Genomic DNA, 13241 nt, shown 5'->3' with positions numbered 1-13241 from the left:
CCCCCGCCCGTACGGGGTGCCGGCGACCCGCCCGGCCCGATCCGCCCCACCCGAGGGAGCCTTCATGTCGCAGCACCGTGCCGTCGTCCTGGGAGCGGGCATCGGCGGCCTCACCGCCGCCGTCGCCCTCCACCGGCGCGGCTGGTCCGTCACCGTCCTCGAACGCGCCGCCGACCTCGCCCCCGTCGGCGCCGGCATCGGCCTCGCCCCCAACGCCCTGCGCGCCCTCGACACCCTCGGCCTCGGCGACCGCGTCCGCGCGCTCGCCGCCTGGCAGGGCGACGGCGGCATGCGCTCGCCCGACGGGCGCTGGCTCGCCCGCACCGACGCCCGCGCCGCCGCCGCCCGCTTCGGCGACCCCCTCGTCCTCCTCCACCGCGCCACCCTCGTCGAACTCCTCGCCTCCGCCCTGCCCGCCGGCACGGTCCGCACCGGCGCCCCCGCCACGCTCGACCACCCCGGCGACGCCCGCACCCCCGCCCGCGTCACCACCCCCGACGGCACCCTGGAGGCCGAACTCGCCGTCGCCGCCGACGGGATCCGCTCCGCCGCCCGCGCCGCGCTCTTCCCCGCCCACCCAGGACCCCGCTACTCCGGCTGCACCACCTGGCGGCTCGTCATCCCCGCCCCCGCGCGGCCCTTCGCCCCGCACGAGACCTGGGGCGCCGGACGCCTCTGGGGCACCCAGCCCCTGAAGGACGGCCGGATCTACGCGTACGCGATGGCCGCCGCGCCCGCCGGAGCCCATGCCCCGGACGGCGAACTCGCCGAACTCCTCCGGCTCTTCGGCGACTGGCACCCTCCCGTGCCCGAGGTCCTCGCCGCCGCCGACCCCGACGGGATCCTGCGGCACGACGTCCATCACCTCACCGACCCGCTGCCCGCCCACCACCGGGGCCGTACCGCCCTCCTCGGCGACGCGGCGCACGCGATGATGCCCTCCCTCGGACAGGGCGGGAACCAGGCCGTCGAGGACGCCGTCGTCCTCGCCCACCACGCCCGCACCCCCGACGCCTTCGACCCCGGCCGGGACCTCGCCGCGTACACCGCCGACCGGCTGCCCCGCACCACCGCGATCGTCCGCAAGGCGGCCCGCACCGGCGCCCTCACCCTCGTCTCGGCCCGCCCCGCCGTCGCCCTGCGCGACACCCTCGTCCGGACCGTCTCGCGCTTCGGACCCGGCTTCGTCCTCCGTGGCTTCGACGGCATCGCCGACTGGCGTCCGCCGCTCGCCGCCGACCCGTCCCGCGTAAGCTGACCTGCGGGAACGGCCCGCGAGCCAGGGGCCGTCGGACCACCGCAGAGGGAGAGACCCCGTGAAGATCGGCTGCATCGGACTCGGCGACATCGCCCAGAAGGCGTACCTCCCCGTCCTCGCCACCCTCCCCGGGGTCGAACTCCACCTCCAGACCCGCACCCCCGCCACGCTGGACCGGGTCGCCGACAGCCTCCACCTGTCGGCCGCCCGGCGCCACCGGGACCTCGACTCGCTGCTCTCCGCCGGGCTCGACGCGGCCTTCGTGCACGCCTCCACCGCCGCCCACGCCGAGATCGCCGCCCGCCTCCTCGACGCCGGCGTCGCCACCTACGTCGACAAGCCCCTCGCCTACGCGTACGCCGACTCCGAGCGGATCGTCGAACTCGCCGAGCGGCGCAACGTCTCCCTCGCCGTCGGCTTCAACCGGCGCCTCGCCCCCGGCTACGCCCAGTGCCTCGACCACCCGCGCGAGCTGATCCTGCTCCAGAAGAACCGCGTCGGGCTCCCCGAGGACCCGCGCGTCATGGTCCTCGACGACTTCATCCACGTCGTCGACACCCTCCGCTTCCTGCTCCCCGGCGAGGCCGACCACATCGACGTCCGCGCCCGGATCCGCGACGGCCTGATGCACCACGTGGTGCTCCAGCTCTCCGGCGACGGCTTCACCGCCATCGGCATGATGAACCGGATGAACGGCTCCACCGAGGAGGTCCTGGAGGTCTCCGGCCAGGACACCAAGCGCCAGGTCCTCAACCTCGCCGAGGTCGTCGACCACAAGGGCCAGCCCACCGTCCGCCGGCGCGGCGACTGGGTCCCGGTGGCCCGCCAGCGCGGCATCGAACAGGCCGTCCTCGCCTTCCTCGACGCCGTCCGCGCCGGCCGGGTGCTCAGCGCCCGCGACGCGCTGCTCACCCACGCCCTGTGCGAGCGCGTCGTCCGGGACGCCCTGGAGCAGGCCGCCTGAGCGCCCCGCCGCCCGCCGCCGCGCACACCGCGCCGACGACGACGAACGCCCCGTACAGCGGCCAGTCGCCCCAGCGGGCGTAGACCGTCGACGTCTCCGACAGGGGCAGTTCCCGTACGACGGCGCCGCTCACGTCCGTGCCGACGGGCGGTCCCACGCGCGCGCCGTCCGGACCGTACGCGGCGCTGATCCCGGTCAGCGTCGCGTGCACCACCGGGCGTCCCGTCTCCGCCGCCCGCAGCGCGGCGAGCGAGGCATGTTGTGCGGGTGCCCAACTGTGCTGGAAGGTGCTGGTCGCCGACTGCACCACGAGCACCTGCGCGCCGTCCCGCACCAGGCGGCGGCTCATGTCGGGGAACGCGGACTCGAAGCAGACCAGCGGGCCGACGCCGAGCATCCGCCCGTCGTCGGGCATCCGCATCACGACCGGTGCCGTGCCCCGGCGCCGGTCCTCCTGCGCGGCCTTGCCCACGGAGGTCGCCCAGCCGAGCAGACCACGGGCCGGCACGTACTCACCGAAGGGCACGAGCCGCATCTTGTCGTACCGGTCGCCGGTCGGTCCGTCGGGCCCGAACAGCAGCGCGCTCTTGTAGATGCCGGGCCGGTCGGTGCGACGGGCGTCCACGTTCACCAGGACCGGCGCGTCCACCGCCCGCGCGAGGGCGGTGAGCCGCGCGGTGAGCTCCGGATCGCCGGCCGGGTCCCGGGCCACCCCGCTCTCGCCCCACACCACCAGGTCGAGCCGCTGCCCGGCGAGGCCGCGGGTCAGCTCGACGGCCCGGTCCAGCCGCCCCTCGGCCCCGTCCGTCCCGCCGTGCAGCCCCGGCTGCACCATCGCCACCCGCACCGCGCCGGACGGGCGCGGCACCCCGACGCCCCACGCCGCCGTCCCCGCCACCAGCGCGCACGCGGCGAGGCCCGCCACCCCCACCGCCCGCAGCCCGGGGCCGGCGACCAGCAGCACCACGGCCGTGTTCACCGCCACCACCAGCAGGCTCACCAGCCACACCCCGCCCACCGACGCGAGCCGCAGCGCCACCGGCACGTTCCACTGGCTCGCGCCCAGCAGGCCCCACGGCCCGCCCAGCCCCTCCCACGACCGCACCAGTTCGATCAGCAGCCACCCCGACGGCACCGCGCACAGCGCGGCGGCGGCCCGCGCCGGGGACGGCGTCCCGCCCAGCATCGCCCGGACGAGCACCCCCCACGGCAGCCAGAGCAGCCCCAGCAGCGCCGCCATCACCAGCAGGAAGACATGGACGCTCGGCAGCAGCCAGTGGTGCACGGCCAGCAGGAACCCGATGCCGCCGCACCACCCGTCCAGCGCGGCGCGGCGCGCGCCCGGGGCGGTCCGCACCAGCAGCATCCACGGCACCAGACAGACGTACGCCGCCCACCACAGCCCGGGAGCGGGGAAGACGACCACGGGAAGCGCGCCGAGGACGACGGCGAGCAGCGACCGCAGCAGCCCGGCGGACGGGATCCGGCCGGCGCGGCCGCCCGGATCCGCGCCCCGGTCCGCGCCCGGATCCGCGCCCCGGTCGGAATCCCCGCCCGGACCGGCGTCCGGTTCCGTGTCCGGTGCGCGGTGGGGCTCCGTGCGTCCGAAGGGGTTCCGCATGGCGTTCCTCCCGCCGTCGCCTCCAGTCTGCGCCCGCCCGCCGGGATCGGCCCCGGATGGGCCCCGGATGGGTTCCGGATCGGTCCCGGACGGGCTCCGGTCAGGGCAGCCGGCGCCAGCGTTCCTCGACGACGACCGAGCGCAGCCGCCAGCCGTCCGGGGTGCGGCGGGCGGCGAAGGCGTACCGGCCGCCGCAGACGAAGTCGTCGCCGGAGACCGTCCGCATCGGGTTGACGTAGTCGGCGCGGACGTCGGCCGTGTCACCGGTCTCGGCGTAGCCGCCGGGACGCAGCAGCGTCACCCGTCGGTTGACGATGAGGTGCTGGCGCACCGGGAAGAGGGTCATGGTCTCCGCCAGCCAGTCGGCCACCTCGGCCGCGGGCCCCTCGATGCCGCCGGAGCCGGTGTAGTCGGCGCGTCCGTCAGGGGTGAAGAGGGCCCGGTAGGCGGTCCAGTCGGCGTCGTCCACGGCCACCGCGTATCCGGTGACGAGGTCCTCCACGGCGAGCCGGTCCATCACGTTCGCGAGGTCCACGCGCTGCGTCATCGCCTCAGTGTCGGGCAGTGGGCGTGCGGGGCCAAGAGGCGTGCGCCCGCTGTCCCGTACGAGGGTCATACTGGCCGGATGCGCATCGACGTCGACCCGTCCCAGACCGACCCCACCTCCGTCTACCGGCTGCTGACCGCGACGGTCGTCCCCCGGCCGATCGCCTGGGTGTCCACGGTCTCCGCCGACGGCACGGACAACCTCGCCCCCCACTCCTTCTTCACCATCGCCTCGGTGAACCCGCCGGTCGTGCAGTTCACCTCCGTCGGCCGGAAGGACTCGCTGCGCAACGTGGAGGAGACCGGCGCGTTCGTGGTGAACCTCGCCCCGGAGGGCCTCTTCGAGCGGATCAACGCCACGGCGACGGACTTCCCGCGCGGGACGAGCGAGTTCGACGCGTGCGGCGTGGAGCGCGAGCCGAGCCTGCGGGTGAAGGCCCCGCGCGTGGCCGCGTCGCCGGTGGCCCTGGAGTGCGAGCTGCACAGCACGCTCCGGATCGGGGACTCGACGGTGGTCTTCGGGCGCGTGGTGCACGTGGCCGTCGACGAGGCGTACATGACCGACGGGCATCCGGAGATCACCCGCATGCGCCCGCTGACCCGCCTCGGCCGGAACGAGTGGGGCACCCTCGGCGGCGTCCGCGAGATCGCCCGCGTCCCCTACCAGGGCTGACCCGGCGCCGGAGAGGGCGCCGGGAACGCGACCGGAAACGGGTCCGGGACCGGAAACGGGAACGGGGGCGGGGGCGGGTCCTGCGACGCGGGACCCGCCCCCGGCCGGGCGTGGAGCGGGCGGATCTGCCGCCGGACTCGCCCGCGTGCGGGCTCAGCACGCCGGCTCCGACGAGGACGAAGAGCAGGGCGCCCCGTACTGCACCAGTACCACGAGCGCACCCCGCAGCTGCCGCTCGACCTCGGCTTCCACACCGACGCCCCGCCCGCGCCGAACCACGCCCGGCTACAGCCCGGCAACCGCGCCTCTACAGGGATGGGGGCACGGAAGCCCGCCCCCCGGCGGCGGTCTCTTCGGCGCAGCGCCCGGGCGACGCCACCATCGTCCTCACCGGATGGCACCCGTCCCGAGCCCTGCCGTGCGGCACGGCAGGGCCCGCGGGACGCCGCGGGCGGCACCGCAGGGGCGGTGCCCTCCGCGATCGTGCGGTCAGTTGCCGCCCAGGGCCCCGAGGTCGTGCGCGTAGCGGCCGGCCGCGTCGGCGATGACGTCGATGTTGACGTCGAAGGAACGCATGTCGATGTTGGCGAGGTCGTCGCCGGGCTGGTGGTGGTTCACGTCGTACGCGATGCCCGCCCGGCCGCCGAACCTGGCCGCCTGGGCCTCCGTCTTGAGGCCGTCGGAGCCGGTGAAGGTGCCTCCCGAGGGGATGCCCGCCGCGAGGAAGGGCGCATAGTCCGACAGGCCGATGAAGTCGGTCCCCTCGTGCGGGACGCCCTTCGCGTCGAGGAAGTCGGTGATGCCCTTCTCGAGCCGGGCGGAGCCCTCCGGGCCGGGGCCGGCGCCGACGCGGTCGGAGTCGTCCCCGTCGCTGACGAAGAACGCGCCGTTCGGCGAGGCGATCGCCTCGAAGTTCAGGTAGAGCCGGATCTGCGCGCGCTGCTCCGGCGTCAGGGCGGAGACGTACGCATGCGAGCCCGCGACGCCGAACTCCTGTGCCGACCACCAGGCGAACCGCACCTTGTTGCCCACCTTGTCCTGCGACTTGGCGAGTTTCAGCGCGACCTGGAGGAGCCCGGCCGAGCCGGAGCCGTTGCCGTTGATGCCGGGGGTGCCGTGCTGTGAGTCGAGGTAGGAGCCGAGGAGGACCGTGTCGGCGGCGTCCCCGCCACGGGTCTCCGCGACCACGTTGAAGCTTCTGCGGTTCTCGCGCAGTTCGTGGATGTCGAGGGTGACCGTCACCGGCCCGGCGGCGGCCTCCGCGGTCAGCGCCGCGCCGTCCTCCTGGCTGATCCCGCCGGTGGGGATGCGGGCGAGTGAGGAATCCCCGATGGTCCCGTTGATCTTGCCGGAGGTGTTGTTGTAGACGATCGCGCCGAGCGCGCCCGCCGCGTGGGCATTGCCCTGCTTGACGGCGAAGGAGCAGCCGCCCCGCTTGACCAGGGCGATCCTGCCGGTGAACGCGCCCGCCGCGAAGTCGCCCGGCTCACAGCCGTGGGTGTTGTCGGCGTCGACGGGGACCACGGCCAGCTCCCCGGTGACCCCGCCCTCGGGGCTGCGGGCGGTGAACGCCATGAGCTGGACGGTGACCTCGCGCGGGGTCGGCGAGTCCACGGTGAGGGATTCGGCGAGGTCCTCGGTGTAGACGAAGCCGAACTCCTGGCGGGAGGTCCGGTAGCCGGCGTTGCGCAGCACCCCCTCCACGTATGCGGCCGAGGCCTCGTGGCCCTGCGAACTCGCCACCCTGTCGCCGCCGTTGCGGTCCGCGGCCGACTGGAACGCCCGCAGGTGCCGGAGGGCGTCCTTGGCGGTGGACTCCCGGACGAGTTGCGCCGCCAGGGCCGCGCCTCGGGCGGCGGCCCGGCCCGGGTCTTCGGCGCCCGCGCCGGCGGGCCCGGCGAGGAGCAGCGGGGAGACGAGTGCGGCGGTGGCCAGGGTGGCGGTCGCCGCGGCGGTACGACGTGCGGACATGGCTGGGTGCCCTCTCACGGCAGGTCGAACGGACCGGTCGGCAGGGCCGTGGTCGGCGGTCGACGATCGGGAAGAACGTGCGTGTCGGGAGGAGATCGAGGCACGCTAACCCTGCGACGGGCCCCTGCCAAGGAGAAGATCCGAGCCGGGCCGTGCGCCCCGATGATTGGCCGAGATGCGGCGGGCATACGGCCGAGGACGGCTGATGGTTCACAACTCAGCTAGTTTTGTTTGGAGTTGGCTAGTTCGTGCCCCTGACACCCTCTCGCGTGATCCCGTATCCATTGTCCTGAGCGCCGGTGACCCCCACCGCGTGCCGACAGGACAGTGCGCCCGAGGGCGCCGGTAGCGCGGGAGTGGCATACCAGTGCTCGCCAGAACCGAAAGATCCTCGTCAGATCCCGTCCACGGTCCTCCGGCGGACCCCGACTTACCCGGTTGTCCCGGGCCCGCCCCGGACCCGACCGGCGGAGGCGGGCCGGCCGACGGGCCGACGTACCGGATCCTGGGACCCCTGGAGGTCCGCCGGGGCGGGGTGCTGTGCACGCCCAGCTCCCTGAAGCGGCGCGCCCTGCTCACGCTGCTGCTGCTGCATGCCAACCGCCGCTTCCCGGTCTGCTCCCTGATCGGCGAGTTGTGGGACGACAGGCCGCCGCGCTCGGCCGTGGCGACCGTGCAGATGTACGTGTCCGGGCTGCGGCGTGTACTCGCCCCCGAGCACAGCCGCGGGGGCGGCGACCCCCGCAGACACCCGCTGCTGCTCACCTCCGGCGACGGCTACCTGCTGCGCGTACAGCCGGGGGAGCTGGACCTCGACCGGTTCCGCACGCTGGCCGCGCGCGGCCGGGAACTGCGGGCGGCGGGCCACTGCACCGCCGCAGCAGAATCGTTTCACCAGGCCCTGGCCCTCTGGCGGGGCACCCCCTTCGGGGACCTCGGACCGAGCTGCCTGCCCGCGCACTACACCGTCCGGCTCGAAGAGGAGCGGCTCGCCCTCGTCCACGACCGGATCGGCGCCGACATCTGCAGCGGCTGGGCCCGCGAGGTCGTCGGTGAGCTGGAGGAGCTGTGCGCGCGCCACCCGCTGCGCGAGGACTTCCACGAGCAGCTGATGCTCGCCCTGGCCACCGCGGGCCGCCGCGCCGAGGCCCTGTACGCCTACACCCGGGCCCGGCGCGCCGTGGTGGAGGGCACCGGTATCGAACCGGGACCGGGCCTGCGCGCGGCCCAGCAGGCCCTGCTCAGCGGCGCCCGGCCCGACAACAGCCGGCACGACGGCTGCCGCCCGGCGGGCGCGCTCCACCCCGCGGCGCTCGGCGGCTGAGAGCCGCACGGCCGCTCATCCGCAGGGCCATGGGTACGTACGGCCGCGGGTTCGCGCGACTGTACCCGCACGTAGCCCCGCACCCGCTCGCACAGACAGCACTACGCCGGTACGCGCGCTCCGCGTACCGGCGTACCCACGTACCCACCCTGCCGACCCGCCTGCCCCGCTCAGCCCCCGAGGCGCCAGTCGAGCCGCCGCCGGAAGTACACGAGGGGATCGTCCTCCGCCACCGCGCAGCCGACGACCTCGCCCACCACGATCACGTGGTCGCCGTGCGGGAGCACCGCCCCCGCACGGCACTTCGCGTACACCGGGACGCCGGCCAGCCGCGGCACCGTCCCGTCCCAGTCCCAGAGCACGTCGGCGAACTTGTCCCCGGAGCCGCCCGCGAAGGTCCTCGCCAGCGCCGCGTGGCTGCGGGCCAGCAGGTGGACGCCGAAGTACGCGTCCGGGCCCGCCGTGATCTCCCGGCAGGTCCGGGACGTGCGCGCCAGCGCGACGAGCACCGACGGCGGGTCCGCGCTGTACGAGCAGACGGAGGAGACGAGCAGCCCCGAGGGCCGGCCGTCGCCCCGCCGGGCGGAGACCACCGCCACCCCCGAGACCAGCCGCGACATGGCCTCGGTGAACGCGGCCCCGGACACGGCCCCGTCGGTCCCGCGCTCCCGCTGCTTCTCCTGCTGGGGGAGGTCCATCCCGGCCCTTACGGGTGCGCCCGCTCGGCCGCGCGCAGGCAGGTCTCCCGGCGGCTGCGGGCCTCTTCGTCCCCGGTGACGGCGAGGACCGCGTCGAAGTCGGCCACCGCCTGGACCAGGCTGCCCGCCGCCTCGTGGACCACGCCCCGGTTGAACCGGAACTCGGGCCGGGCCTCCAGCTCCACCGCCCGGTCGAAATCGGCCAGCGCGGCGTTCAGATCGCCTTCCACGTAAGCGAGTTCGCCCTTGATCGCCCAGGCCTCGGCCAGCTCCGGATCGTGGCGCAGGGCCGCGTCGAGGGAGTCGCGGGCCTCGGCCGTACGGCCCTCCTCCCCCCACAACCGGCCCTGGAGGCACAACAGATGGGGGTGCTCGGCGTCGACCAGCAGCCCGGCCTCGACATCGGCCAGGGCCGCCTTGGCCTCGCCCTGGTCGGCCAGCAGACCCGCGCGGGCGAGGAGGGCCTCCAGGTTGCCCGGCTCCAGTTCGAGGGCCCGGTCGAAGTCGGCCAGCGCGCCGTCGAGGTCGCCGAGTTCGAGCCGGGCCTCCCCGCGGTTGTAGTGCACCTCGGGGAAGGGCGATTCCAGGGTGATGGCCCGCTCGTAGTCGGCGATGGCCTCCTCGATGCGGCCGAGCCGGCGGAGCATGCTTCCGCGGTTGAAGTAGTGGTCGGCGAAGTCGTGGTCCAGGTCCATGATGGAGGCGTAGTCCTCCAGGGCGTCCTCCAGCCGGCCGCTCATGCCGTTGACCTGGGCGCGGTTGTAGCGCAGGCCGACGCGGTGCCAGGTCCGCTCGCCGATGCCGAGCTCCCGGTCGAGCCGCTCGATGCCCTCGTCCAGCAGCCGCAGGGCCTCGTCGGGGCGGCCGGCGCGGACCTCGACCAGGGCGAGGCCGTTGCGGTTGAACACGGAGAAGAAGGCGCGCTCCTTCGGGTCCGGCAGCAGGTCCGAGATCGCGATGGCCTGGTTGACGTACGCGCGGGCGCGGCGCTCGTCGCGCAGCTCCGGCGGGAAGTGGCGGGCGTACAGCATGCCCGTCTCGTAGGCGAGGCTCATGTGGTGCTTGGGTGTGGTGGTCTGCGAGCGCGCCTCGTCCTGGACGACGGCGGACTCCTCCGGCCGTCCGGCGGCGGCCAGGCACACGCCCGTCTCGCGGGTGAAGGGCCACCACAGTTCGGGCCGGACGTCGGGGCCCGTACGATGGCGGCCCTCCTCGCCCATCTCGGCCGCCGCGTGGTAGAAGCCCAGGTACTTGCAGCGGAGCTGGGCCTCGCGCAGGGCGTCCAGTCCGGCGCCGTCGCCGTCGCTGCCGCGCAGCAGGTGGTACGGGAGGGTGCCCAGCCGGAGCGAGGGCTCCTCCTCGGCGCGGGCGGCGACCTCCTCGGCCCGGCGGTCGTGCAGGGCAGCGCGCTCGGGGCCGGTGAGGGCCTCGTACGCGGCGCGCAGTGCGGGCTCGTCGCTGATGCAGTCGCCGGCCACGTACCGGGCGGCGGCCTCGGCCAGGCTGCCGGACCCGGCGCCATCGGGGTCCGGCCCGTCGGGCTCGGCGCCCACGGGGGCCCCGGGGCGGTGGACGCGGGTGGTGCGCACGGCGAGTTCCGCGGGCAGCGACACGGAGACCATGCCCGGCGGATCTTCGAGCTCCGCGGTGTCGGTGGCGACGACCAGGGTCAGGAGCTCGGCGGGGATCCGGCGCAGGGCGGCGGCGAGGAACTCGTGGTCGGTGACGTCGGCGTGCTGCACGTTCTCCACGACGAGGGTGCGCGGACCGTCCCCGGATCCGGGGAGGGCCGCGAGCAGGAAGTCCACGATCCCGTGCGAGACGCGCAGCGAGTGCAGCCGGGCCGGGTAGCGGCTGGCCTCGCCGGGGGCATTGGCCGCCTTCTCCAGGGCGCGGATCCTCTGCGGCACGAGGGGCGCCAGTTCCGGGGTGCTCTCCTGGAGCTCGATGTAGTGGCGGGCGGCCAGTTCGGGCATCCGGCGCAGCGCCTCGGGGGCGACCTGACGCAGCAGGGCGCCCGCCGCGGAGTAGGGGCCGCGCAGCCGCCGGTGCGCGTCGACCACGGCCAGGGGGGCGGGCAGGCCGAGTCCGGCCCGCAGACGGTCGCGTTCGCGGCGCAGGGGCGCCGCGATCCAGTAGTGGCCGGTCATCAGGACTCCTTCGTGGATACCGCGGCCTTCGGGCCGGGGAGGATACGGAGCTCCCGCGTTGCGGGACAGGGGGGAGCCGGGCTCGCCCGCTGGGCGAGGCGGCGTCGTCAGTGGCGGCCGGTGGCCTTTGCGTGCGCGTGCGCGGTGCTCGTTCCCCGTCGTTCCACCGGGTCGGAGCATCGCGCCGCCCCGTATGTTCGGCTGCACAGGGGTGGTCACCGGCGCGAAGCGAACGCCCGGGCGGGTGTGGCTCGTCGAGGTGGGGGCCGAGCCGACGGGGGCGTCCGTCAGGTGATGACGTGGTGGGTGCGGGAGGTGCGGGCGCGCAGGCGCTCCCGGGCGGCGATCCAGATCGTGAGGGCGGTCTGCCAGAAGGCCATGATGAGGAAGGCCGAGGAGTCCAGCAGCTCGACCCAGCTGGAGCCCTCGCCGCCGAAGCGGCTGACGGCTCCGGAGACCATCTTCACGAAGACGGGGGCGAGGGCCAGCAGGAAGGTGCTGAGGCTGAAGGTGTAGCCGGCCACGATCAGCCAGGAGTACCAGCGGGCGGCCCGGTGGTCGACGGGGTGCCACAGGGATTCGTCCGCCAGCCCCTCGGTGCGCCCGCACAGCCGCAGGAAGCGGTTGCGCAGCAGGCGTACGGACGTGGTGTGCAGGTCCACGCAGCCGAGCATGGTGGTGATCAGCACGTACACGTCGGTGCGCAGGTAGAGGAAGAACTGCCACAGCACCCGCAGCACGGCGGCGAAGGCCACCGCGAGGCAGACGCGGCCGGCGGTGGTTTCGGCACCGCCGGGGCCGCGGGCGGCGTCGGCGACGGTGATGAGGAGGGAGACGAGGACGATGTCGGCGACCATCCCGGCGACGATCGGCAGGTAGCGCTTGCGGCGTTCCACGGCGACGAGCCCGTCCAGCGCCGTTTCGACCACGAGGAAGTGGAAGCGGTGCGACAGCCTGGTCTTGGAGCCGATGCCCAGACGCCGGGCGGCCAAGGCGTGGAAGGCCTCGTGGATGGCGATCAGGGGAACCGCGGCGACGAACATGACCAGGCTGATGACGGCGTAGTACTCGCTGAACAGCATGTCCTCCGCGGCCGGCACGAGGTCCGGGGAGCGGATCATGCACCAGAGCGCCCAGGCGGTGATCAGCCCGTAGCAGATCCAGGCGGGCGCGGAGAACAGGGCGCGGCCGAGCCTCTGCCAGCGCACCGGGCCCGTCTGCGCGGGCTCCTCGCCCTTCTCGCGGACGAAGCCGAGTTCGCGCAGGGCGCCGATGATGTCGTCGATGTCGACCTGTTCGCCGTATTCGGCGGAGTACCAGTCGGCTGCCTGCGACGGGGTGGCGCCGGCCTCGAGGCGGCGCACGAGGTGGGCGCCGTCGACCGGGAAGATTCCGTAGGAGTTCGTGTCGGGCCGCCCGATGGTGACCTCCTCGCCGTCCTCCAGGTAGACCAGCGGGTGGAACGGCAGGGGCGTGTCTGCCTCGCTGCGGATGCCGTGCTCCGGCATGGGGCCTCCCTCGGCTTGCGGTCCGGACCGGCTGCGGGCGGGGCCCGCCGCCCGGGAGGCGCCGTCGTGCCGGCGGACGGCCCGAGTCGCCTCGAGCGGTCCGGGCACGACGGCGCCGGGCCCCGGCCGATCAGATGCCGGGGCTCAACCGTGCCAGGGTCAGCTGGGGTTGGTGTAGACGTCACACGCCGAGGAGGTCAGCCGGACCGGGCCGGCCTTGCGGACCTGGATCTTCTTCATGGGAATCTCCTTCACATCAGTGGGTGGTGCGGACGTGTCCATCCTGGCGAGGGCCGCCATCGATTCCCCAAATCTCTGCCAAACGCTTCACAGGGCGCGCACGGGGTGCGCACGGGGTGCGCACGGGCCCTGCCATCTGATCCTGGACAGGAGTCACTGGAGCCCGAGCATCTGAGTGAGCGTCAAGTCCCGTCGACTTCGGTTCGTGATCGCTCGATCGTGGTACTGATCGCGGTCCGGACCGCCTCGTGGGCATGTCCATGCCGAGATGCGGGGCGGGAAGAGAGA

General features: G+C 74.4%; 10 protein-coding genes. 4 read left to right on the top strand and 6 right to left on the bottom strand.

Going from position 1 to position 13241, the window contains the following annotated elements:
• The first annotated feature begins 64 nt into the window (after positions 1 to 64).
• Both ABFY03_RS06625 and ABFY03_RS06620 read left to right on the top strand, forming a co-directional pair.
• Complete coding sequence (locus tag ABFY03_RS06625; protein WP_346169455.1) at positions 65 to 1258, top strand: FAD-dependent monooxygenase; 1194 nt, start codon at positions 65 to 67, stop codon at positions 1256 to 1258.
• 58 nt (positions 1259 to 1316) lie between these two features.
• Entirely contained in the window at positions 1317 to 2222 is a 906-nt protein-coding gene (locus ABFY03_RS06620; RefSeq protein ID WP_319007809.1) for a Gfo/Idh/MocA family protein, read from the top strand.
• Here the strand turns inward: ABFY03_RS06620 and lnt are convergent.
• The gene (gene lnt, locus ABFY03_RS06615) at positions 2167 to 3843 is read right to left on the bottom strand and encodes an apolipoprotein N-acyltransferase (RefSeq protein WP_346169454.1); all 1677 of its coding nucleotides are present in this window, start codon (positions 3841 to 3843) and stop codon (positions 2167 to 2169) included. The two genes, ABFY03_RS06620 and lnt, sit on opposite strands and share 56 nt — an antisense overlap.
• Before the next feature lie 100 nt (positions 3844 to 3943).
• Positions 3944 to 4390, bottom strand: coding sequence for a nuclear transport factor 2 family protein (locus tag ABFY03_RS06610; RefSeq protein WP_319007811.1), 447 nt, complete (start codon positions 4388 to 4390; stop codon positions 3944 to 3946).
• 78 nt (positions 4391 to 4468) lie between these two features.
• Between ABFY03_RS06610 and ABFY03_RS06605 the strand changes: the two genes are divergently transcribed.
• Positions 4469 to 5062, top strand: coding sequence for a flavin reductase family protein (locus tag ABFY03_RS06605; protein ID WP_319007812.1), 594 nt, complete (start codon positions 4469 to 4471; stop codon positions 5060 to 5062).
• A 489-nt stretch (positions 5063 to 5551) separates the two neighbouring features.
• On the opposite strand, the gene ABFY03_RS06600 is transcribed toward ABFY03_RS06605, so the two are convergent.
• Complete coding sequence (locus ABFY03_RS06600; RefSeq protein ID WP_346169453.1) at positions 5552 to 7033, bottom strand: M28 family peptidase; 1482 nt, start codon at positions 7031 to 7033, stop codon at positions 5552 to 5554.
• A 535-nt stretch (positions 7034 to 7568) separates the two neighbouring features.
• Between ABFY03_RS06600 and ABFY03_RS06595 the strand changes: the two genes are divergently transcribed.
• Complete coding sequence (locus ABFY03_RS06595) at positions 7569 to 8357, top strand: AfsR/SARP family transcriptional regulator (RefSeq protein WP_319007814.1); 789 nt, start codon at positions 7569 to 7571, stop codon at positions 8355 to 8357.
• 170 nt (positions 8358 to 8527) lie between these two features.
• On the opposite strand, the gene ABFY03_RS06590 is transcribed toward ABFY03_RS06595, so the two are convergent.
• From ABFY03_RS06590 to ABFY03_RS06580, 3 genes are all read right to left on the bottom strand, one after another.
• Entirely contained in the window at positions 8528 to 9055 is a 528-nt protein-coding gene (locus ABFY03_RS06590) for a flavin reductase family protein (protein ID WP_319007815.1), read from the bottom strand.
• An 8-nt stretch (positions 9056 to 9063) separates the two neighbouring features.
• Positions 9064 to 11205: a tetratricopeptide repeat protein gene (locus ABFY03_RS06585; protein WP_346169452.1), complete on the bottom strand. Its 2142-nt coding sequence runs from the start codon at positions 11203 to 11205 to the stop codon at positions 9064 to 9066.
• Positions 11206 to 11492: 287 nt separating this feature from the next.
• Positions 11493 to 12713 carry a hypothetical protein gene (locus tag ABFY03_RS06580; protein WP_346169451.1) on the bottom strand — a complete coding sequence of 407 codons (1221 nt, stop codon included), beginning with the start codon at positions 12711 to 12713 and terminating at the stop codon, positions 11493 to 11495.
• Between the last annotated feature and the right edge of the window lie 528 nt (positions 12714 to 13241).

The sequence above is a fragment of the Streptomyces roseofulvus genome (assembly GCF_039534915.1).
Lineage (GTDB): Bacteria > Actinomycetota > Actinomycetes > Streptomycetales > Streptomycetaceae > Streptomyces > Streptomyces roseofulvus.
The sequence above is the reverse complement of the archived record's forward strand: the minus strand, read 5'-3'. Positions and strand labels throughout refer to the sequence as shown.